Raw genomic sequence first — 21,152 nt, forward strand, 5'->3', positions numbered from 1 at the left:
CCTTCGTTCGCCTCAGCCGGTGATCAGCTTGATGTCGGTCTTGACCCAGCCGGAAAATTTCTCGCCGGCCATTTCGCGCAGGCCGTAGTCGATGCCCATGGCGGCCATCTGCGCGCCATACTGCTCCACCGTTGCGAGCATCTTGCCCGCCTTGAGCAGCGGGCCGACGGCCGGGATGTTGTCGAAGCCGACAACCTTGATCTGGCCCGACTTGCCGGCCGCGTCGAGCGCCTTGACGACACCGAGCGCCATCGAATCGTTGGCCGCCATCACACCCTGTATGTCCTGGTACTGGGTGAGGAAGTTGGTCATCAACGTGTTGGCTTCCTCGGTCTCCCAATGCGCCGTCTTGGAGTCGAGCAGCTCGAGGCCGTTCTCCTTGACCGCGTCGTCGAAGCCGAGCTTGCGCTCCTTGGCATTGTCGGCTTCCGGATTGCCTTCGAGGATGACCACCTTGCCGCCCTTGCCCAGCGCCTTGCCCAGCGCATCGCCGGCAAGCTTGGCGCCGCCGCGATTGTCCGGACCGAAGAAGGCGAGGTCGATGCCGGCCTTCTTCTTGGCTTCGGTGTCGAGCGCGACGTCGATGTTGATGACCTTGATGCCGGCCTGCAGCGCCTTGGCGATCGGCGTCACCATGGCCTTCGAATCGGCCGGCGCGACGACGATGATGTTGTAGTTCTGGGTGATGAAGTTCTCGATGGCGTCGACCTGGGCGGCGAAGTCGCGCTCGTCCTTCATGCCGACGGCGGCGAAGTCGAACTTGTCCTTGTTCTTGGCGGCATACTCCTCGGCGCCGGCCTGCATCTGCTTGAAGAACTCATTGGCGAGCGACTTCATGACCAGTCCGACCTTCGGCTTGTCGGCGGCAAAGACCGGCCCAAGCGGCAGCGCGAGTGCGCCCGCGGCCATGGCGCTGGTCATCAGGAACTGGCGGCGCGAGAACGAGCCGAGCCCGTCCGTAATTGTTTTCTTGCTCATGGTTTCCTCCTCTGTGATCTCTAGTAATCGGTTACGTAACCGATTACGCCGCAGGTTAGTGCTTGGCTTTGCCAGGTGTCAATATCGGCGGCGGCAACTTCCAGCGCCGTCGCTGGCGCACCTTGGCTCGGGCCGCAACGCGTCCGTCTCGATAGGCCAAAACGCCACCGGCCGACGCATCGATCGCATTCTCGCCGCCGCCGCAGCGCTATATCGTTCTCAATACCTGGTGATTCCCGGTCTAGTGATTCCCGAGCAGACAGGAAGCCTTCATGCATGGCCTGACGCCCATACTTTCCACTGTGGCCGCCTCGTTCCTCGCCTCCTTCGTCGAAGTGGTCGAGGCCTTCACCATCGTGCTGGCGGTCGGCGTCACCCGCAGCTGGCGGCCGGCGATGACGGGCGCCGCCCTGGCGCTGGCGCTGCTGGCGGCTTTGGTGCTGGCCTTCGGACCGTTGCTGGCGCTGGTTCCCATTATGGTGCTGCAGTTCGTCGTCGGCGTGCTCCTGATCCTGTTTGGCATGCGTTGGCTGAGAAAAGCCATTTTGCGCAGTGTCGGCGTCATCGCCCTGCATGACGAGGACGCGGCCTTCTCCAAGGAAACCGCCGCCTTGCAGCAGCAGTCCAATGACCGCCGCGCCGATTACCTGGCCGGGCTCGCGGCTTTCAAGGCGGTGCTACTCGAAGGTGTCGAGGTGGTGTTCATCGTCATTGCCGTGGGTGCCGCGCATGCGCAGACCTTCTATGCCGCTCTTGGCGCGCTGGCAGCGTTTATCCTGGTAACGATCATCGGCCTCGCGGTGCACCGTCCGCTGGCGCGGGTGCCGGAGAATGCGCTCAAATTCGCCGTCGGCCTGATGTTGACCAGCTTCGGCATTTTCTGGACCGGCGAAGGGCTTGGCGCCGACTGGCCGGGCGCCGATCTGGCGCTGCTGGCCATCTTCGCCGTCATCGCCGTCGCGTCCTTCGCCATCGTGCGCTGGTTGCGCGACACCAAGGCTGCACAAGGAGCTGCCCGATGACCATCATCCGCCTCATCCTGAAGGAGCTCGTTGGCATGTTCATCGACGACGGCAGTCTGGCGACGCTGGCGTTGCTGCTGATCGTGGCGATCACCGCGGCGGTGAAGCTGCTGACGCTGCCGCCGCTCGCCGGCGGCATCCTGCTTCTGGCGGGCTGCCTTGTCATTCTGCTCTACAGCGTGCGCCGCGCGACGCGGCGTTCCGGTCAGTAGAGGGTGAAAAACACCGGCAGCACGCCGCTGTTCCGCAACAGCTCGATCATCTCGATGGCCGGGAACAGCGCCAGGAAATAGAGCCCGTCGACGAAAGTCCGCCGCAACGCCTTGGTCGAGAATTGGCGTTCGGCCTGGTCGTGAAACAGCAGCGGGTTCGGCCAGAATGGCGGCGTGCGCTCGGCATAGGCGCTGTAGGCGGGACCGAACTTTCCAAACAGGAACTCGGCCTCCTTGCGCGCCGTCACCCGGAACACCAGGTAGCTCGCCAGAGCGAGCGCCGCCGCCACCAGCACCGAGCCATACATCAACCCGATGCCCGCGGCGCCGACCGTGGAAAAGAAATAGAGCGGATTCCGGCTCATCGAGAACGGGCCGATGGTGACCAGCTCGTCGTTCTTCCTGCCGCCGACATAGAGAATGCTCCACAGCCGGCCGAGGAAGCAGACCAGCACGAAGCCGATACCCAGCGTTTCGATGTATTCGTGCCCCTCCGAGCCTTCGACGAAAAAGGGCTTGGCGAACAGCAGCGGCGCAATGGCGAGGACTGCGGCGACTTGTACAACGATGAGGCGCTTGTGCTGGTCGAACGCCTTCGCCGCCGGCTTGGGGGGAGCGTAGCTCATCGTAGTTCCTGCTCTCCGGCAGGGCCTATCGCGCCGGTGTCTCGCCACCCACTAGCGCTTCAGTGCGGCGATGGCGAGGCGACCGACAGGGATTTTGGCCATTCTTACGAATTTGTAAGCGGGCGGACAGATGGCGGCGAGGTCATGGAACCGCTGCTGGGCTTTTTCGGCTCGTAAAACCTGATGGTCCGGCATGGCTGCGCGGAACCGACTATTCCAGGAAAAAGTTTGAAGCCGCTTTTCGGCCGGAATTGCGCCAAAACAGGGCGTTAGAGGATCGCCGGGGCGGTCAACCAGCGATCGGAACAACGATGCGACTTCTGCTTGTCGAGGATGACCCCCGGACCGCCGACTATGTCGTCAAGGGCCTGAGCGAGGCCGGCCATGTCTGTGACCTGCTGCGCGATGGCCGCGACGGGCTGTTTGCCGCGACGCGCGATGCCTATGACGTGATCGTCGCCGACCGCATGCTGCCTGGCCTCGACGGCCTGTCGATGATCAAGGCGGTGCGCGCGGCTGGCGTGCGCACGCCGGCTATCTTTCTGACCTCGGTCGGCGGTGTCGACGACCGCGTCGAGGGGCTCGAGGCCGGCGGCGACGATTATCTGGTCAAGCCTTTCGCCTTTTCCGAACTGCTTGCCCGTATCAACGCGCTCGGCCGCCGCCCGGCGGCGCAGGAGCAGAAGACCACGCTGCGCATCGCCGATCTCGAAATGGACCTGATCATGCGCCGCGTGACCCGGCAGGGCCAGACCATAGACCTGCAGCCCCGGGAATTCAGCCTGCTCGAAGTGCTGATGCGCGGCGAAGGCCGTGTGATCACCCGCACCATGCTGCTCGAACGTGTCTGGGATTTCCATTTCGATCCCAAGACCAGCGTCGTCGAGACCCATATCAGTCGGCTACGGGCCAAGGTCGACAAGCCTTTCGACGTGTCGCTCATCCACACCGTGCGCAACACCGGCTACAGCCTGCATGCGCCGAGTTGAATGGGCCAAGCTCGATCGCATCTCGCACGTCCGACCGGCTGTCCGTATATAAGCAAAATGTCGATGCTGGACTCTGCAAAGCGATGGGCGCGCGGCATTAAGCGCGACACGGTGGCATTGTGGCTTGCCGCTCGCGATTCTCGTGTGCCTTGGTATGCAAAGGCCGCTGCCGGAGCGGTTGCAGCCTATGCTCTCAGCCCTATCGACCTCATTCCTGATTTTATCCCTGTCATCGGCTATCTGGATGATCTGCTGATCGTCCCGCTCGGCATCATGCTTGCGGTCAAGCTGGTGCCAGCCGGTCTCATGCAGGAATTCCGTGATGCGGCCACGCGCCGCGCCAGGCCGGTTGGCAAGGCCGGACTGGTCTTCATGATTGCTGTCTGGATATTGGCGGCGCTGGCGCTATGGCTGTTCTGGCCGAAGTCCGCCTGAAGCGATGAAGGAAACAAGCGCCAACCTGCTGCGCAGCACGCCGTTCCGGCTGGCGCTCACCTTTGCCTTGCTGTTCGTGCTCGCCTTCATTCTGTCCGGCGCCATCGTCTACCAGCTGATGAGCGCCGATCTTGCCGAGCGGTTGGACGAGGGGATCAAGGAGACCTATTCCGTCGTCGCGGTCACCTATTCGCAAAGCGACCAGGAGGATCTGGTCCTGGCGGTCGACAGCCATGCCGCCCTCAGTCCCGAAAAGGAGCAGCTGTTTTCGCTGACCGACGGCAATGGCAATCGCCTGGCCGGGAATTTCACCGCGACCGACCTTCCCGACGGCTTTTCGGATTTTGCCGCTTCCCTGCCGGGCGTGGCGCCCGGCACCCTATACCGCGCCTGGTCCGGTTCGGTCGGCCCAAACAGCCTGACCGTTGCCTTCTCGCTCTCCGAAACCGAGGAGCTGGAGAGAATCGTGCTGATGAGCTTCGGCTGGGCAACCTTGATCATTTCCGGCCTTGGGGTGGCCGGCGGCGCCTTGCTGGCGTCGCGGGTGCAACGCCGCCTCGACGGCATTGCCGCCACCATGGACGATGTCTCCAACGGCCGGCTCGACGCCCGCATTCCGCTGCTTGGCAATGGCGACGACATTGACGGCGTCTCCTCGCAGGTGAACACCGCGCTGGAACGGCTGTCATCCCTTGTCGACGGCATGCGCCAAGTCAGCGCCGACATCGCGCACGATCTGAAGACGCCGCTCAACCGGTTGCAAATGATTCTCGAGGCCGCCGCCGACAAGACCGCGCGGGGCGAAGCCGTTGCAGACGAGATGGCGGAGGCACGCGAAGAAAGCCTGCAGATCAACGAGACCTTCGATGCGCTGTTGCGCATTGCCCAGATCGAGGCCGGCGCCCGCAAGGCGCGCTTTGTCGATCTCGACCTCAACGGCGTCGTCGAGAGCATCGGCGAGATCTATGCCGAAGTCGCCGAGGATGACGGCAAGTCGCTGTCGGCGGAGATTTCGCAAGACAGCCGATACCTGGTCCACGGCGATCGCGACCTGCTGACGCAATTGTTCGCCAATCTGGTGGAAAACGCGCTGCGGCATTGCCCGAAGGCCACGACTATCCGGCTATCCGTGACGCGGCGGGCCGACCGCATCGTGGCTGAGGTCGCGGACAATGGCCCTGGCATACCTGCCGAAGAGCGCGAAAAAGTGTTCCAGCGGCTCTACCGGCTGGACACCAGCCGCACCACGCCCGGCAGCGGGCTGGGCTTAAGCCTCGTGCGGGCCATCGCCGACCTGCATGGGGCATCGATCTCACTCGAGGATCGCCATCCCGGCCTGGGGGTGATTGTCGGTTTCCCGGCAGCAAAGGCATCATCGGCCTCGTCGACTGCCTAGATCCTCACGTCACACCAGGGCGTCCCACTCCGGCGCCCTGTGTGATGATGGAGTCCATGACGGTGTCCTTTCGCGGATGGTGCCGCCACGCTGCTCCGGAAGTGGCGAGCCGTGATCGTGTCAGGCGGCTGCTTTGCCCCTGCTCGCCATGATGAGTTCCGCGATAACGCTGTCGAGCGTCGTCACCCCTTTGACCGCCGATCGACCGTACTCGCTGAACTCGATCCATCCCTCGTTGAAGCCGTCGAGCATGCGCATCCGGGGCAATGGATTCCGCATTCCCTGGGTGCGAAAAATGTGCTCCCAGCTCTCGCGGGCCACCGTCTCGACCCGGACCGTGCGCTCCAGTGCGGTGGTAAAGGCGCGGGCGATGTCGTTTGGCGACACGCGCGCGGGCCCCTCCAGCTCGACGACCCGCGTCCCGCTCCACTCCTCCTGGAGCAGCGCGGCCGCCAACCGCCCGACATCTTGCGTCGCAACCATCGGCAACGGCCTGTCGGCCGGCTGCAGGAAGCTGCGCAGCACGCCTTCGTCGCGCGCCGAGGGAATGTCCCAGAGCGCATTCTCCAGGAACCAGGCAGGCCTCAGGAAGGTGACCGGAAGGCCGATCTCTTCCAGCGACTGTTCCATCAGCGTGCGCTGGGTCAGCAGGTTTTCGTGCGGCGCATCCGCGCCGATGGTCGACAGGCAGACGACCTTGCCGGGGCGGGCCTTGGCCAGGGCCGCCGTCACGGCCGCGATGACACGCCTGGCCTCGGGAAAGCCAGGCTCCGGGTCGAACTCGGAGGGCGGCAGGATGAAGACGCCCGCGGCACCCGTAAAGGCTGACGTCAGGCTTGCCGCGTCCTCCATCTCGGCGAGGGCGATGTCGCAGCCCAGGTCTCGCCACTCATTCGCCTTGGCCGCGTCGCGCAGAACGGCGCGGACGGGCTGTCCTTCGGCCGGAAGGCTGCGCGCCAGCGCACCGCCGACCTTGCCGGTAATGCCGGTGATTGCATACATGATGGGTCTCCCGAAAGTTGATGTTTTCGCTTTGGCTCAGGCGAGCCCGGCATAGAGGCCGCGCTCGAATTCGCCGTAGAGCGCGACGACACGCTCGTCGTGGAAGGGCAGGACCTGGGTGAAGAGCGCGCCGGCGACTTGGCTCACCGGGTCGAGCCAGAAGTAGCAATTGAGCAGGCCGGCCCAAGAGATGCTGCCGGCGGAGCGTCCGTTCAGTCCGGGCTGCATATTGATGTCGAAGGACAGACCCCATTTGTGCTGCTGTCCCGGAAACTGGTCGAAGCTGCGGGAATAGGCGGGCTGTGCCGAGCGCATCTCCTGGACGTTCAGATCGCCGATCTGGTTCTGCATCATCATGGCGACCGTCTCCGGCCGCAGGATGCGGACGCCATGCAGCGCGCCGCCGTTGAGCAGCGCCTGCAGGAAGGCCATGTAGTCGCGCGGGGTCGAGAAGGCGCCACCACCACCCATGAAGAACTCCGGCCGTTGCGGCATCTCGAAGGGTGCCGGCTCGAGCCCGCCATCGGCGCGGCGGCTGTGGAAGGTGGCGACACGCCGCTTCTGCCCGCTGCCGATCAGGAAGCCTGAATCCTTCATTCCGAGCGGGACGAAGATGTTCTCGCGGAAATACACCTCGAGCGACTGGTCCGACACCGCCTCGACCAGCTTGCCGACCCAGTCCATGCTGATGCCGTATTCCCACCGCTCGCCGGGCTCGAACTCGAGCGGTGCCGTAAAGGCGGCGTTCTTGCAGGTCGCGATGTCGGGCATTCCCGTCACCTTCTCGCAGCGGGTCAGGGCCTCGCTCCAGATCGAGTAGGTAAAGCCGGAGGTATGCGTCATGAGATGACGAACCTTGATCGCGCCCTTTGCCGGTCGCAAACGCGGCGTTCCATCCTCGGCGAAGCCCTCGAGGACCTGTGGGTTGGCCAGTTCAGGCAGGTATTTCGCCGCGTCGTTGTCCAGGTGCAGGCGGCCCTGCTCGATCAGCTGCATGCACGCCGTCGCCGTGAAGGCCTTGGTCATCGACAGCAGCCAGAACACCGTGTCGAACGTCATCGGCGTGCCCGCCGCGACGTTGGCCTTGCCGAATGCGCCTTCGTAGACCACGCCCTTCGGCGTCGCCGCGACGGCAATGACACCAGCCACGTCGTTTCGCGCAACGCCTTCGCGCAAGGCGGCGTCAATGGCCTTGAATCGCGCCGGCGGGCCGGCGGGCGTTGTCTTGGCCAAGGCAGGGCTGACCGCATCCAGAGCCAGGATGGCTCCCAGCATTCCGCCGCGCTGAAGCATGGTTCTGCGTGTGAGGTCGTTCATGGCTGTCTCCTTCCGGATCGAAACAAACACGGCTTGCTCGGCCGCTCGCGGTGACCTCGTCGTTGTAAACCGCACCCAGGCGTGATTCTCGCGCATTAAAGTCAGTGCTATAGTGACTCAAACTCACCGCTCTCGATCGCCGGATGAGGTGCTGGGGCAACCGCTGGAGCGCAAAAGGAGATCGAATGGCTTTCGACACGCGGCTGCTAACCGGCGTCGGCGTCCTCGCAGCGGTGACCGAGGCCGGGAATTTCGCCCGAGCCGCGGAGATGCTCGGCCTGACGCCGTCCGCGGTCAGCCGGGCCGTCGCGCGTTTGGAGGCGCGGGTTGGCGTGCGGCTGTTCGACCGCAATCCGCGCGGGGTCAGCCTCACCGAGGAAGGACGCCGCTTCCACGCGCAAGTGGTGCCGCTTCTTGCCGGCCTGGATGAGGCGGCCGCCGAGGCCGCGGGCGCTGCGGCGGTCGTGCGCGGCCGGCTGCGCGTCTCGGTGGATCCGTGGTTCGCGCGCATGGTGCTGGCACCAAAGCTGCAGCAGTTCCTGGCCCGCTACCCCTTGCTGTCGGTCGATTTCTCCACCAGCAACTACCGTGAGGAGATGATGGCTGGCGTGGATGTGGCGGTGCGCTTCGGCCCGCCCGATGCGTCATCCCTCATCGTGCGCAAGCTGCTGGAGACCCGTGTCCTGACGGTCGCCGCGCCGGTCTATCTCGAAAAGCACGGCGAACCGCGTTCGCCATACGACCTCGTTCACCACGAAACGATCCTCTTCCGGGATCCGCAGACCGGCCTGCCGTTTGCCTGGGAGTTCCAGCGGGGCGCAGAGGTCAACGAAGTCAAGGTCTCCAGCCGCCTGGTCATGGATGACCCGTCGGCCGCCATGGCTGCCTGCCTGGCCGGTCAAGGCATTTTCCAGAGCCTCGCGATCGGCCTGGCGCCCTTCCTGTCACGAGGCGAGCTTGTTCAAATCCTGCCGGAATGGTCGGAGGAACGCTTTCCGCTTTATGCCTATCATCCCTCGCGCCACCTGCCGCCGGCCAAGGTCCGTGCGCTTCTGGACTTTATCCAGGAGATTGCAGCCCAGGCGTGATTCCGGGATCGTTCGGCTATTTGACGCCGCCCCGGCGAAAATCCGAGGGCGACATGCCGGCCAGCTTTCGGAACGATTTGTTGAAGGCGCTGAGCGAGCCGAAGCCTGAATCCATGGCGACGCGCAGCACATTGGCGTCTTCATGCATCAAAAGCGCCTGCGCGTAGCTCAGCCGCAAGAGATTCATATATTCGTTGAGCGTCATGCCGGTCGACTTCTTGAAGATGCTCATGGCGTATTTCGGATGGATGTCGGCCGCCGCCGCTATGTCGACGCAGTCTATGTCGTAGAGGAAATTCTCGGCGATGAAGTCGCACATTCGCCCGACATTGCGCAGCGATTGCTGGTCGAACGGGCCGCCGGTTTCCTGGCTGGCGGTTTCCGGCACCAGCCGGTAGGGCTCGAACCGCACCCGCTCCAGCCGCAGCAGCAGCTCATTCACCGCGTGCTCGGTAATCGCCGGATCGCCCGAGCGGAAATAGCGGTTCCAACGCTCGAAATTGTGATGGTCCGCCGGGTCGGTGGCCGATGTCACCAGCGTGGCGCCCGTCATCAGCCGGTGGCGGATGTCCGTCGGCAGATGCAGGCGGAAGAAATGCACCAGCGGCAGATGCGCGCCGGCATAGATGGCGTCGTCGGAGAGATCGTCCATCTGGTGCGGCAGCCCGCCCCAGAACAGGCACATGTCACCGGCCGACAGCGAAATCTCGTGCTCGGCCATGCGGTAATGCACGCTGCCACGAACGATGAAATTGACCTCGACCTGGGCATGCCAATGCGGCTTGAGCATCACCAGCGGGTGATTGTGGAACATCTGCAAGGCCATCGGCAGGCCTTCGACGCTGCTGGCGCCAGGCTGGTAAAACGGCCGTTCCGGCATCTTACTTTCCGCCCATTCTTTATTCCCGTTGTCGGGGACAAGCCTTCCGCGCTGCTTAGTTTAGCCATGCTCGCGAAGAGAGAGCAAATGAAATGGGAGGATTTCAATGCGCACGACACTGATCTGTGCCGCGCTGGCGCTTGGCTTGGGCTCAGGCCCGGCCCTGGCGCAGTCTGGCGAAATCACGATCTGGAGCTGGAACATCGCCGCTTCGTCGCTGAAGTCGACGATCGCCGGCTTCAACAAGCAATATCCCGACGTCAAGGTCACCGTTCAGGACCTCGGCAACCAGCCGACCTATGACAAGTCGATCGCCGGCTGTGCCGCCGGCGGCGTCGGCCTGCCGGATATCGTCTCGATCGAAAATGGCGAGGCCGAGAACTACTGGAGCCAGTTCCCCGACTGTTTCGTCGATTTGCACACGCTGGGCTACAGCGCAGACGACCAGAAGAAATTCCCCGATTTCAAGCGCACCGAACTGGAAGTGGGCGACAAGGCCTATGCCATGCCGTGGGATTCCGGCCCGGTCGCCGCCTTCTACCGTCGTGATTTCTACGAGAAGGCCGGCGTCGATCCGGCCTCGATCAAGACCTGGGACGATTTCATTGCCGCCGGCAAGAAGATCCAGGCCGCCAATCCCGGCGTCACCATGACCAATGCCGATTTCAACGGCGACACCGAATTCTTCCGCATGATCTCCAACGAGCAGGGTTGCGGTTATTTCGCCGAGGACGGGCAGTCGATCACCGTCAACCAGCCGAAATGCGTCGATACGCTGGCCAAAATCAAGGACATGAAGGACGCCGGCATCATGTCGTCGGCCGACTGGGGCACCAAGATCACCAACAACACCGCCGGCACCGTCGCCACCCAGATCTATGGCGGCTGGTATGAGGGCACCATCCGCACCGAATCGGCCGGCGAAAACGGCAAATGGGGCGTATACCCGATGCCGAGCCTGACGGCCGACGGCCCGCGCGCCGCCAATCTCGGCGGCTCGTCGCTCGCCATCACCTCGGCCTCGAAGAACAAGGAAGCCGCCTACGCCTATCTGAAATACACGCTGGAGACGAATGAGGGCCAGATCACCATGCTGAAGGAGTTCGGCCTGGTGCCGTCGCTGATCTCGGCGCTCGACGACCCCTATGTCTCTGAAGGCCTGCCCTATTGGGGCGGCCAGGCGGTGTGGAAGGACATTCTGGCGACGCTGCCCAAAGTGGTGCCGAGCCGCGGCACCCCGTTCCAGAGCGACGCCGAAATCATCATGCGCGCGGTGCAGACCAAATATCTGGGCGGCGGTTATCCCGACGCCAAGGCAGCGCTGGACGACGCCGCCAGCCAGATCGCGGCAGCGACTGGATTGCCGATAAAGTGACGAAGGCGGAGATGTTGGCGGGTCAGATATATAGGGCAACTTGCCGGACTGTTGGCGCTGCCCCTCACCTGCCTGCCGGCATCCTCTCCCCGTATAGTGACGGGGAGAGGGACGCTCTCGCCGAACATTTCGCCAATCGCTAGCGTTGCAGGAAGAGCACCAAGGCTGCGGCCAGCCCCTTCTCCCCGTCACTAATACGGGGAGAAGGTCCCGGCAGGGGGATGAGGGGCGGCGCCAAGCCTTAATAATTGAACGCCGGCTAACAACAAGCCGGATATCAACCGGGAAAGCGGAAGGAGGAGGAACATGCGCTATCAGAACGCCACCGCGTATCGCTTCCTCACACCCTACCTGCTGATCTTCGCCATCTTCTGGGTGTGGCCGATCATCTCCTCGTTCATGATCTCGTTCCAGGCGACGCGCACCGTGCCGTGGCGTTTTGCGCCGACCTTCAACTGGGGCCGGCTGATCGGCGACCCCGCTTTCTTCAACGCGCTGAAGAACACACTGCTCATCCTCGTCATCCAGGTACCGGTGATGATCTCGCTGGCCATCGTCATGGCGGTGCTGCTGAACTCGCCGCTGTTGAAAGCGCGCGGCCTCTACCGCTTCGCCTTCTTCGCACCGGTCGTGGTCGGCGAGGTCGCCTACTCCGCGGTGTTCCGGCTGATGTTCAATCTCGATTTCGGCATCATCAACAAGCTGCTCGCCAGCGTCGGCCTGGCCAAGATCGACTGGTTCTCCAATGTGACGCCGGCCATGGCGCTGATCATGATCGCGGTGACCTGGCGCTGGGCCGGCTACAACGCCATCATCCTGCTCGCCGGCCTGCAATCGATCCCCGAGGATGTCTATGAGGCGGCGACGCTCGACCGCGTCAGCAAGGTCAAACAATTCTTCTACATCACACTGCCGCTGCTCAAGCCGGTCATCGTCTTTTGCGCCGTGCTGTCGATCATCGGCACCATGCAGCTCTTCACCGAGCCGTTCCTGATCACCGAGCGCGGCGGCCCGGGCGGCGGCACCGAGACGCTCGGCCTGCTGCTCTACCGCCAGGGGTTCCGCTCGCTCAATTTCGGCTATGCCTCGGCCGTCGCCTACACCATGGCGGGCTTGGCCATCGCCATCACGCTGGTGCAGCTGTGGCTGACGAGAGAGCCGAAATGAGAGGGGAGCCGAAATGAGCTCGCTCTCGCAACGCCGGCTCGGCCGCAGCCTGCTGCTGCATCTGTTCCTGACGCCGCTGGCGGTGATCTGGCTGTTTCCGCTGTGGATGATGATTGTCTTCTCAACCATGCCCGACAACGGCATCTTCAGTCCCGGCATCGAGCTCTTGCCGCACGACAATTTCCTCGCAAACTTCCACAATCTGCAGCGCGACACCGACTTTGTCGGCGCCATCGGCATTTCGGTCTCGGTGGCGGTGACCTACACCGTGCTGTCGGTGCTGCTGACCTCGATGGCTGGCTGGGCGCTGGCGCGCTACCATTTCGTCGGCAAAGGTTTTGTCGTCGCCATCATTCTCGGCACCATCACGCTGCCTTACGCGGTGGTGCTGATCCCGCAATTCATCATGGTGGCGCGCGACTTCCAGCTCGCCAACACCTGGGTGGCGCTGATCGTGCCGCCTTTGTTCAATTCGCTCGGCGTTCTGTTCATGCGCCAGGCCTTCTCGATGATGCCGCACGATCTGTTCGACGCCGCCCGCGTGGAAGGCGTCAAGGAATGGCGCATCTTCCTGTTCGTCGCACTGCCTTTGGCGCGGCCGATGCTGGCGGCACTGGCCATCATTCTGTTCCTCGCCTCTTGGAACAATTACCTTTGGCCGCTGCTGATCAACAGCCAGCCCGGCGCGATGACAGCACCGGTGGCGCTCGGCACGCTGATCGGCCTGACCAAGGTCTCCTGGGGCGGCCTGATGGTCGGCGCCGTCATGCTGACCGTGCCGATGCTCGTCGTCTTCGTGCTGCTGCAGCGCCACTTCATCGCCGGCATTGCCGCCGGCGCCGTGAAATAGGGACAACAGCGATATGGCGGCAGTCACCCTCACCAACGTCATCAAGCGCTTCGGCGTCTATGAGATCATCCATGGCGCCAACATCGATATCGCCGACGGCGAGTTCGTCGTCTTTGTCGGCCCGTCCGGCTGCGGCAAGTCGACCTTGCTCAGGATGATCGCCGGGCTGGAGGACATCAGCGGCGGCGAGATCGCCATTGGCGGCAAGGTGATGAACGATGTCGAGCCGGCCGACCGCGGCATCGCCATGGTGTTCCAGTCCTACGCGCTCTACCCGCACATGACGGTGGGGCAGAATCTGAGCTTTGGCCTCAGAATGACCGGCAACCCGAAGGAGGACACCGATCGGCGGGTGAAACGGGCCTCCGAGATCCTGCGCATCAGCGAGCTGATGGCGCGGCGGCCCAAGCAACTCTCCGGCGGCCAGCGCCAGCGTGTCGCCATCGGCCGCGCCATTGTGCGCGAACCGCAAGTGTTCCTGTTCGACGAGCCGCTGAGCAATCTCGACGCCGAGCTCAGGGTCCAGATGCGGGTCGAGATCTCGCGCCTGCACAAGGAGCTTGGCACGACGATGATCTACGTCACCCACGATCAGACCGAAGCGATGACGCTGGCCGACCGGATCGTGGTGCTGCGCGGCGGCCATGTCGAGCAGATCGGCCGGCCGCTCGATCTCTACGACAATCCCGACAACCAGTTTGTCGCCGGCTTTGTCGGTTCGCCGAAGATGAATTTCATCAAGGGTCGCGTCGTCGGCCGCAACACGGGAAGCGTCACCGTCGAGCTGGTGGGTGAGGAAAAGGCCCGTATCATGCAGCCGCTGGCCGGCGGCGTGCCGGAAACCGGAGCCAAGGTCATCGTCGGCGTGCGGCCCGAACATTTCGGCAATGCCGGCGAAGGCGACGCCGACCTCACCGTCGGCATCGACGTGGTCGAGCATCTCGGCGGCACCAGCTTCATCTACGCCAGGACCGCCCATGGCGAGGACCTGGTGATCCAGCGCGACGCGGCGAAGGTCCCCGAAACCTCCGAGATCACCGTGTCCATCCGCAAATCCTATCTGTTCGATGAAAACGGCCAGCGTCTGCGCTGAGCCCTTCAAGCCTTTCCAAGGAGAATGACCATGACTTCAACCGCGCCCATCCGTTGGGGAATCCTTGGGCCGGGCGACATCGCCAAAGCCTTTGCCGGCGGCGTGGCCGGATCACGCACCGGCACGCTGGCAGCGCTCGGCGCCCGCAACCCCGGCAAGGAGGGCTTAGCCCAGACATTTCCCGGCGCCCGCATCCTCGACGGCTATCAGGCGCTGCTCGACGACCCCGATATCGACGCCGTCTACATCGCCATCCCGCATCCCGGCCACGCCGAATGGGCGATCAAGGCGGCGGAAGCTGGCAAACACGTTCTGTGCGAAAAGCCGCTGGCGCTGACCGCCTTCGAGGCCGAGGCCATGATCCATGCCGCGCGCAAGGCCGGCACCTTTCTTGGCGAGGCCTTCATGTACCGGCTGCACCCGCAGACGCTGAAGCTGGTCGAGCTGATCAAGTCCGGCGTCATCGGCGAGGTCAGGATGATCAAGTCGAGCTTCGGCTTCGCCATGCCGGGCTTCATGCCGGAGCATCGGCTTTACGCCAACGACCTCGCCGGCGGCGGCATTCTCGACGTCGGCGGCTATCCCGTCTCGATGGCTCGGCTGATCGCCGGTGCCGCCACGGGCAAACCCTTCGCCGAACCCGACAAGGTCACAGGCGTCGCCCATCTCGGCCAGTCCGGCGTCGACGAATGGGCTTCGGCGCTGCTGCATTTTCCCGGCGGCATCGTCGCCGAGCTGTCCTGCAGCATCTCGCTCAACCAGGAGAATGTGTTGCGCATCCTCGGCACGAAAGGCCGCATCGAGGTGCCGGATTTCTGGTTCGCCGGTGGCAACCGTGATGTCGGTCGGGGCAAGATCGACGTGATCCACGCCGACGGCAGGCGCGAAACCATCAGCGTCAACGAGACCCACCATCTCTATTCCTTCGAGGTCGACGCCGCCGGTGACGCCATCCTCGCCGGTAAGCGGGAATTTGCCTGGCCAGGCATGGATTGGGCCGACAGCTTGGGAACGCTGCGCGTGCTGGACAGATGGCGCACTGCTGTCGGCCTGGAATACGAGATCGAAAAGCCGGCTAAGCGCATCAACACCATTGCCGGTCGGCCGCTGCGCACCGACGGCACCGCCATCGGCAAGCGCAAGATACCAGGCCTCTCGAAACCGGCCTCCGTGGTGGCGCTCGGCTTCGAGGATTTCCGCACCTTCTCCTCCGGCTCGATCCTGCTCGACGCCTTCTTCGAGGTCGGCGGCAATCTGTTCGACACCGGCTATGTCTACGGCGCCGGCTACACCGAGACGCTGCTTGGCCAGTGGCTGAAAAACCGTGGCGTGCGCGAACAGTCGGTGATCATCGCCAAGGGCGCACACTCGCCGCTCTGCTATCCCGATGTCATCGGCAAGCAGCTCGCCCAGTCGCTGGACCGGCTGCAGACCGACCATGTCGACATCTATTTCATGCACCGCGACAATCCCGATGTGCCGGTCGGCGAGTTCGTCGATGCCATGGATGCCGAGGCGAAAGCCGGCCGCATCCGCGGTCCGTTCGGCGGCTCCAACTGGACGATGGCGCGCATGGACGAGGCGATCGCTTATGCTGAGAGGACCGGCAAACAGAAGCCTGGCGCCCTTTCCAACAATTTCTCGCTGGCCGAGATGCTGGAGCCGATCTGGGCCGGCTGCATCACCTCATCCACCGACGACTGGAAGGCCTGGCTGACGAAAAGGCAGATGCCGAACTTCGCCTGGTCTAGCCAGGGCCGCGGCTTCTTTACCGACCGCGCCGGCCGCGACAAGCAGGACAATGAGGAACTGGTGCGGGTCTGGTATTCCGAGAAAAACTTCGCCCGCCGCGACCGCGCGATCGAGCTGGCGCAACGGCTGGGCAAAAGCCCGATCCATGTCGCGCTGGCTTATGTGCTGGCGCAGCCCTTCCCGTCCGTGCCGCTGATTGGCCCACGCACGCTGGACGAGCTGGAGGACAGTTTGAAGGCGCTGGATATCAGACTGTCGGCGGAGGATGTGGCGTGGCTGGATAATGGGCCGGAAAGGCGGAGGGCCTAGGGAGCCAGTTTGGAGATTGGCGGAAGCTGAGGCGACAGCTGATCTCCCCCCTTGCGGGGGAGATGCCTGGCAAGGCAGAGGGGGGCGCTGTCCCGCCAACCTATTGAATTGGTTCGCGCCAAACAAGAAGGCTAGGATGGCGATCGTTCACACCACTCTCTGGCCTGAAGGCCATCTCCCCCGCAAGGGGGGAGATCAGCAGGTCATGCGTCCCACTCACCGATCAATCCTTGTCGACAGAATAATCGACGACGACGTCCGCTCCACCCCGTCCATCGCCCCGATCTCGTCCAGCAGCGCGTCGAGATCCCTTATCGACGGCGCGTCGACGATGACGATCATGTCGAAATTGCCACTCACCGAATGCAGCGTCCTCACCGGCGGCAACGCCTGCAGCGCGCGCACCACCTTGTCGGCGAGTTTCGGCGTGACGGTGAGCAGCACATGCGCCCGCACCAGACCCTGCTCATAGTCGGGCGCCAGCCGCACACCATAGCCGGTGATGATGCCGCGCTGTTCCAGCCGCTCGATCCGGCTTTGCACTGTGGTGCGCGACACCCCGAGCTGGCGTGCCAGCTCGGCGGTCGAGGCTCGCGCATTGGCGCGCAGCAGGGAAAGCAGCTTTTGTTCGGCGTCGCTGAGCATTTCGACGATCCTTGTCGTCTTATCGTCCAAAGAGTGGGTTCGTTTCGAACAATTCCACGCTTACTTTCGCCAGGCAAGCTGCGATTCTCAAGGTCATGTCGCCCACCCCGCAGCGGTTCGGGCCAAAGGCTTTTGTGAGGGATCGAATCATGAAGAAAATCATCGTCGTCGGCGCCGGCAAGATCGGCTCCACCATTGCAGGCATGCTCGCCGACACCGGCGACTACAACGTCACCGTTGTCGACCGCGCGGCCACACAGCTTGCCGCGGCCGAACTCCCCGCCGGTGTCGAGGGGCTGGAGCTCGACATCACCGTTCCCGGTGCATTGGAAGCAGCCCTTGCCGGCGCCTTCGCCGTGCTGAGCGCCGCGCCTTTCCATCTCACCACCCGCATCGCCGAGGCGGCCGCCGCAACCGGCGTCCACTATCTCGATTTGACCGAGGATGTCGTCTCGACCCGCCGCGTCAAGGAACTGGCCAAGTCGGGCAAGAGCGCCTTCATTCCGCAATGCGGCCTGGCGCCGGGCTTCATCTCCATCGTCGCTAATGATCTCGCCAGCCGCTTCGATACGCTGGAAAGCGTGCGCATGCGCGTCGGCGCGCTGCCGCAATACCCGTCCAACGCGCTGAACTACAATCTGACCTGGAGCACCGACGGCGTCATCAATGAATATTGCGAGCCCTGTGAGGCGATCGTCGAGGCCGAGCTGATCGAAGTGCCGCCGCTGGAAGAGCGCGAGGAGTTCTCGCTCGACGGCGTCACCTATGAGGCCTTCAACACCTCGGGCGGGCTCGGCACCTTGGCCGAGACGCTGAAGGGCAAGGTGCGCACGCTGAACTACCGCACCATCCGCTATCCCGGCCATGCCGCGATCATGAAGGCGCTGCTCAACGACCTTGGCCTGCGCCACCGCCGCGATGTGCTGAAGGACATTTTCGAGAGCGCTTTGCCGGCAACGCTGCAGGACGTGGTCATCGTCTTCGTCACCGTGTCGGGCCGTCGCAACGGCCGCCTGCTGCAGGAGACCTACGCCAACAAGATCTATTCGCAGCGCGTCGGCGACCAGGTCCGCAGCGCCATCCAGATCACCACCGCCTCCGGCATCTGCGCCGTGCTCGACATGCTGGCCGACGGCAGCCTGCCGGCCACCGGTTTCGTCAAGCAGGAAGACATCGCGCTGGACGCATTTCTGGCCAACCGCTTCGGCCGCGCCTACGCCCAGCACGAGATGGTAAGCCGGCTCGCAAGCTGAGGAGCCTAATCTCCCCCCTTGAGGGGGGAGATGTCGCCGAAGGAGAAAGAGGGGGTCGCCGCGCGTGAAGCGCTAACTTCCATCTGTCGCAAGGGAAGGTCGCATCCAGTCGAACCGACCCCCTCTGGCCTGCCGGCCATCTCCCCCTCAAGGGGGGAGATCACGCACCCTCAAATATGCAGCGCCTGGCTCAGCGCCTTCAGTGTCGCCTCTACTTCCGCAGCTGCATCGGTCGTCCGAGCAAAAACCGGATGGCATTTCCGGCCGTGCGCGGGGCTATGGTCAAACCCTGCGCGACCTGTTTTGGCTTGCTCTCTTTTCGATTGGGCCTTTGGATGTCCACACCCGGCCGGCCCACCGTGAAGGACGGCTCCACGACCGGTTTGCCCCTCAGGACATTGGCGGCATTGTTGTCGTGGATGACGATGCACCATTGCGCGCTCTTTGATGCTGCCACCACGGTGTTGTAGCGGGTCGCGATCTTGGTATGGCCTTCGCTGTAGACGCCCTTCATGGCAGGCGCTCTTCTTTCGACCAGGGTGCCGAAAGCCGACGCCGCATATTCATGCCGGGTGTAGCGTCTGGTCGCGGTGTCGAAATTCTGGCCATGGGGAAAGGCGATGTAGAGTGGCTCCTCCAGTCCCTTTTCGATCTCCCGGCGCGCATAGTGGTCGACGCGCTCCATGAAGTCTGGCGCCAGCGCATCGTCGCTGTCGAGCCGGGTGAGCGCGACGAATTCGGCGTCCGTATCGTCCTGGACGAACGCATTGAAGCGATCATTGTAGTTGGCACCGGCGTCAATGAGGACCGGCTTGGTTTCAACTCCCTTCACGCAATCGCAGACGGTCCGGATGTAGTTCTCGTGCGTGTCGGCATCGAAGGCGATGAGCACGCAAAAATCTTTTAGGGTCTGGCTTTCAAGCGAAGGCGCGCAATAGGTGTCGAACAACGCCAGTCGCTCGACAAGCCAGACCGGGTCGAGATTTGCCCGCCCTTGTCCGTCCCATTGGCTCGGGTTGAAGCCAGTGGCCGTGTTGTAGCGAATCGCGGTATATTTCTTCAGTGCAGTGCCCATGGACAAGCACTAATATATTTCGGCAATTTGCGACATCGACGGCTCGTTTGGCGGGGTGAGCTTCTTCACCCTCCCCACAAGGGGGAGGGTAAGCAACCCCTCAAATATGCAGCGCATGCCCCAGCGCCTTCAGCGCCGCTTCCTGGAATCCTTCGCCTTGCGTCGGATGTGCATGGATCGTGCCGGCGATATCCTCCAGCCGCGCGCCCATCTCCAGCGCCAGGCCAAAAGCCGCCGCCAATTCCGACACGCCTTGCCCGACCGCCTGGATGCCGAGCACCAGATGATTGTCCGCACGCGCCACGACGCGCACGAACCCGTCCTCGCCGAGTTTGGTCATCGCCCGGCCATTGGCGGCGAAGGGGAACTGGCCGATCTTGATCTCGCCTAGCGCCTTCGCCTCTTCAGGCGTCAGCCCGGCCGTGACCAGTTCCGGATCGGTGAAGCAGACGGCCGGGATCGAGCGCTTGTCCCAGCTGCGCTTGTGGCCGGCGACGATCTCGGCCACCATTTCGCCTTGCGCCATCGCCCGGTGCGCCAGCATCGGCTCGCCGGTGACGTCGCCAATCGCATAGATGCCGCGCATCGAGGTGCGGCACTGGTCGTCGATCTTGATGAACTTGCCCGCCATGTCGAGATCGATCTGGTCGAGGCCCCAGCCTTCGGTCACCGGCTTGCGGCCGACGGTGACCAGGATCTTGTCGGCGGCGAATTTGGCGCTCTTCCCATCCGAGGTCTCGACGAGCAACGCGTCGCCCTTGATCCCCTTCGCCTTGGCGCCAGTCATGACCTCGACGCCGAGCTGGGTCAGCCGCTTCACCACGGGCCGGGTCAGTTCGGCATCATACTGCGCCAGCACGCGCGGCAAGGCCTCAACCACGGTCACTTCCGCCCCCATCTTGGCAAAGGCCATGCCGAGCTCGAGCCCGATATAGCCGCCGCCGACCACCGCGAGCTTCTTCGGCACTTCGCTGAGAGCGAGCGCTTCCGTCGATGAAATCACCGGCCCGCCAAATGGCAGGAACGGCAGCTCGATCGACGCCGAACCGGTGGCGATCACCACGGTCTCGGCGCGGATGATCTGGGTGCCGGTCTCCGTCTCGACCGCGACGGTCTTGCCGTCGCGGAACGTCGCCCAGCCATAGACGGTTTTCACCTTGGCCTTCTTCAGCAGCCCGGCGACACCACTGGTCAGCCGGCTCACAATGCCGTCTTTCCAGGCGACGGTCTTCGACAGATCGAGCACGGGCGCCGCAACCGAAATGCCGAGCGGGCTGCTGCCGCCGGCCATATGCGAGACCGCCTCGAACTCTTCCGCCGCATGGATCAGTGCCTTGGACGGGATGCAGCCGACATTGAGGCAGGTGCCGCCCGGTTTGCCGGCTTCGACGATCACCGTATCGACGCCGAGCTGGCCGGCGCGGATGGCGCATACATAACCGCCGGGCCCGGCGCCGATGACGAGCAGCTTGCAGGAGATTTCTTTCATGATGGCTGTCCTTTCGGCGACGGCCGCCGCGCGCCTTGCCTTCTCCCCTTGTGGGAGAAGGTGGATCGGCGCGATAGCGCCGAGACGGATGAGGGGTGTTCCATGGAAAGCCAACGCCTCACTCCGCTGGAACACCCCTCATCCGTCGCCTTCGGTGACACCTTCTCCCACAAGGGGAGAAGGGGGAGCCTAGAACCCT

Annotated in this window: 21 protein-coding genes; 12 read left to right on the forward strand and 9 right to left on the reverse strand. The window is 63.7% G+C overall.

All coding sequences use genetic code 11. From position 1 onward, the window contains the following. Positions 1–12: 12 nt before the first annotated feature. On the reverse strand, positions 13–921 hold the full coding sequence (locus AC1D1N_RS03635) for a substrate-binding domain-containing protein (protein ID WP_477347365.1): 909 nt from the start codon (positions 919–921) through the stop codon (positions 13–15). Between the two features lie 329 nt (positions 922–1,250). Between AC1D1N_RS03635 and AC1D1N_RS03640 the strand changes: the two genes are divergently transcribed. Together AC1D1N_RS03640 and AC1D1N_RS03645 are read left to right on the forward strand one after the other, a co-directional pair. Beyond that, a complete protein-coding gene (locus AC1D1N_RS03640) occupies positions 1,251–2,000 on the forward strand; it encodes a COG4280 domain-containing protein (RefSeq protein ID WP_436262156.1) in 750 nt (249 codons plus the stop codon). Further along, on the forward strand, positions 1,997–2,212 hold the full coding sequence (locus tag AC1D1N_RS03645) for a hypothetical protein (protein ID WP_112560197.1): 216 nt from the start codon (positions 1,997–1,999) through the stop codon (positions 2,210–2,212). Before AC1D1N_RS03640 ends, AC1D1N_RS03645 begins: the two co-directional genes overlap by 4 nt. Here the strand turns inward: AC1D1N_RS03645 and AC1D1N_RS03650 are convergent. Both AC1D1N_RS03650 and AC1D1N_RS03655 read right to left on the reverse strand, forming a co-directional pair. Continuing rightward, positions 2,206–2,838 carry a methyltransferase family protein gene (locus tag AC1D1N_RS03650; RefSeq protein ID WP_112560198.1) on the reverse strand — a complete coding sequence of 211 codons (633 nt, stop codon included), beginning with the start codon at positions 2,836–2,838 and terminating at the stop codon, positions 2,206–2,208. The genes AC1D1N_RS03645 and AC1D1N_RS03650 overlap by 7 nt on opposite strands. Before the next feature lie 51 nt (positions 2,839–2,889). Beyond that, entirely contained in the window at positions 2,890–3,147 is a 258-nt protein-coding gene (locus AC1D1N_RS03655; protein WP_477346661.1) for a hypothetical protein, read from the reverse strand. Between the two features lie 2 nt (positions 3,148–3,149). Between AC1D1N_RS03655 and AC1D1N_RS03660 the strand changes: the two genes are divergently transcribed. Genes AC1D1N_RS03660 through AC1D1N_RS03670 form a run of 3 tightly spaced genes read left to right on the forward strand, consistent with a single transcriptional unit; the run spans position 3,150 to position 5,658 of the window. Further along, positions 3,150–3,827, forward strand: a complete 678-nt coding sequence (locus tag AC1D1N_RS03660) for a winged helix-turn-helix domain-containing protein (RefSeq protein WP_112560199.1) — start codon at positions 3,150–3,152, stop codon at positions 3,825–3,827. 57 nt (positions 3,828–3,884) lie between these two features. Continuing rightward, entirely contained in the window at positions 3,885–4,262 is a 378-nt protein-coding gene (locus AC1D1N_RS03665) for a YkvA family protein (protein ID WP_477346664.1), read from the forward strand. 4 nt (positions 4,263–4,266) lie between these two features. Then, positions 4,267–5,658, forward strand: a complete 1,392-nt coding sequence (locus tag AC1D1N_RS03670; RefSeq protein ID WP_477346666.1) for a sensor histidine kinase — start codon at positions 4,267–4,269, stop codon at positions 5,656–5,658. A gap of 120 nt (positions 5,659–5,778) precedes the next feature. Here AC1D1N_RS03670 and AC1D1N_RS03675 read toward each other — a convergent pair whose 3' ends face one another. Together AC1D1N_RS03675 and AC1D1N_RS03680 are read right to left on the reverse strand one after the other, a co-directional pair. Continuing rightward, positions 5,779–6,660 carry an NmrA family NAD(P)-binding protein gene (locus AC1D1N_RS03675; protein ID WP_436262158.1) on the reverse strand — a complete coding sequence of 294 codons (882 nt, stop codon included), beginning with the start codon at positions 6,658–6,660 and terminating at the stop codon, positions 5,779–5,781. Positions 6,661–6,696: 36 nt separating this feature from the next. Further along, entirely contained in the window at positions 6,697–7,977 is a 1,281-nt protein-coding gene (locus tag AC1D1N_RS03680) for a serine hydrolase domain-containing protein (protein ID WP_477346668.1), read from the reverse strand. 185 nt (positions 7,978–8,162) lie between these two features. Here AC1D1N_RS03680 and AC1D1N_RS03685 point away from each other — a divergent pair, with 185 nt between their 5' ends. Then, a complete protein-coding gene (locus AC1D1N_RS03685; RefSeq protein WP_436262160.1) occupies positions 8,163–9,065 on the forward strand; it encodes a LysR family transcriptional regulator in 903 nt (300 codons plus the stop codon). Between the two features lie 16 nt (positions 9,066–9,081). Here AC1D1N_RS03685 and AC1D1N_RS03690 read toward each other — a convergent pair whose 3' ends face one another. Next, entirely contained in the window at positions 9,082–9,945 is an 864-nt protein-coding gene (locus tag AC1D1N_RS03690; protein WP_436262161.1) for a helix-turn-helix domain-containing protein, read from the reverse strand. Positions 9,946–10,051: 106 nt separating this feature from the next. On the opposite strand from AC1D1N_RS03690, the gene AC1D1N_RS03695 reads away from it, so the two are divergent. The 5 genes from AC1D1N_RS03695 (at position 10,052) to AC1D1N_RS03715 (ending at position 16,491) form a co-directional block, all read left to right on the forward strand. Then, positions 10,052–11,320 (forward strand): ABC transporter substrate-binding protein, encoded by a 1,269-nt coding sequence (locus AC1D1N_RS03695; protein WP_436262162.1) that lies wholly within the window; start codon positions 10,052–10,054, stop codon positions 11,318–11,320. Positions 11,321–11,626: 306 nt separating this feature from the next. Continuing rightward, entirely contained in the window at positions 11,627–12,487 is an 861-nt protein-coding gene (locus AC1D1N_RS03700) for a carbohydrate ABC transporter permease (protein ID WP_112560203.1), read from the forward strand. Between the two features lie 13 nt (positions 12,488–12,500). Then, positions 12,501–13,337: a carbohydrate ABC transporter permease gene (locus AC1D1N_RS03705; protein WP_112560204.1), complete on the forward strand. Its 837-nt coding sequence runs from the start codon at positions 12,501–12,503 to the stop codon at positions 13,335–13,337. Between the two features lie 13 nt (positions 13,338–13,350). After that, positions 13,351–14,430: an ABC transporter ATP-binding protein gene (locus tag AC1D1N_RS03710; protein WP_477346671.1), complete on the forward strand. Its 1,080-nt coding sequence runs from the start codon at positions 13,351–13,353 to the stop codon at positions 14,428–14,430. 30 nt (positions 14,431–14,460) lie between these two features. After that, a complete protein-coding gene (locus tag AC1D1N_RS03715; protein WP_477346673.1) occupies positions 14,461–16,491 on the forward strand; it encodes an aldo/keto reductase in 2,031 nt (676 codons plus the stop codon). Positions 16,492–16,707: 216 nt separating this feature from the next. Here AC1D1N_RS03715 and AC1D1N_RS03720 read toward each other — a convergent pair whose 3' ends face one another. Beyond that, entirely contained in the window at positions 16,708–17,136 is a 429-nt protein-coding gene (locus tag AC1D1N_RS03720) for an Lrp/AsnC family transcriptional regulator (protein WP_112560245.1), read from the reverse strand. Between the two features lie 149 nt (positions 17,137–17,285). On the opposite strand from AC1D1N_RS03720, the gene AC1D1N_RS03725 reads away from it, so the two are divergent. Continuing rightward, on the forward strand, positions 17,286–18,389 hold the full coding sequence (locus AC1D1N_RS03725) for a saccharopine dehydrogenase family protein (RefSeq protein ID WP_477346675.1): 1,104 nt from the start codon (positions 17,286–17,288) through the stop codon (positions 18,387–18,389). Positions 18,390–18,600: 211 nt separating this feature from the next. Here the strand turns inward: AC1D1N_RS03725 and AC1D1N_RS03730 are convergent, their stop codons facing one another. Together AC1D1N_RS03730 and lpdA are read right to left on the reverse strand one after the other, a co-directional pair. Next, positions 18,601–19,464: a glycosyltransferase gene (locus AC1D1N_RS03730; protein WP_436262167.1), complete on the reverse strand. Its 864-nt coding sequence runs from the start codon at positions 19,462–19,464 to the stop codon at positions 18,601–18,603. A 100-nt stretch (positions 19,465–19,564) separates the two neighbouring features. Further along, entirely contained in the window at positions 19,565–20,953 is a 1,389-nt protein-coding gene (gene lpdA, locus AC1D1N_RS03735; RefSeq protein ID WP_477346678.1) for a dihydrolipoyl dehydrogenase, read from the reverse strand. Between the last annotated feature and the right edge of the window lie 199 nt (positions 20,954–21,152).

The sequence above is a fragment of the Mesorhizobium sp. P2_B5 genome, from assembly GCF_056404775.1.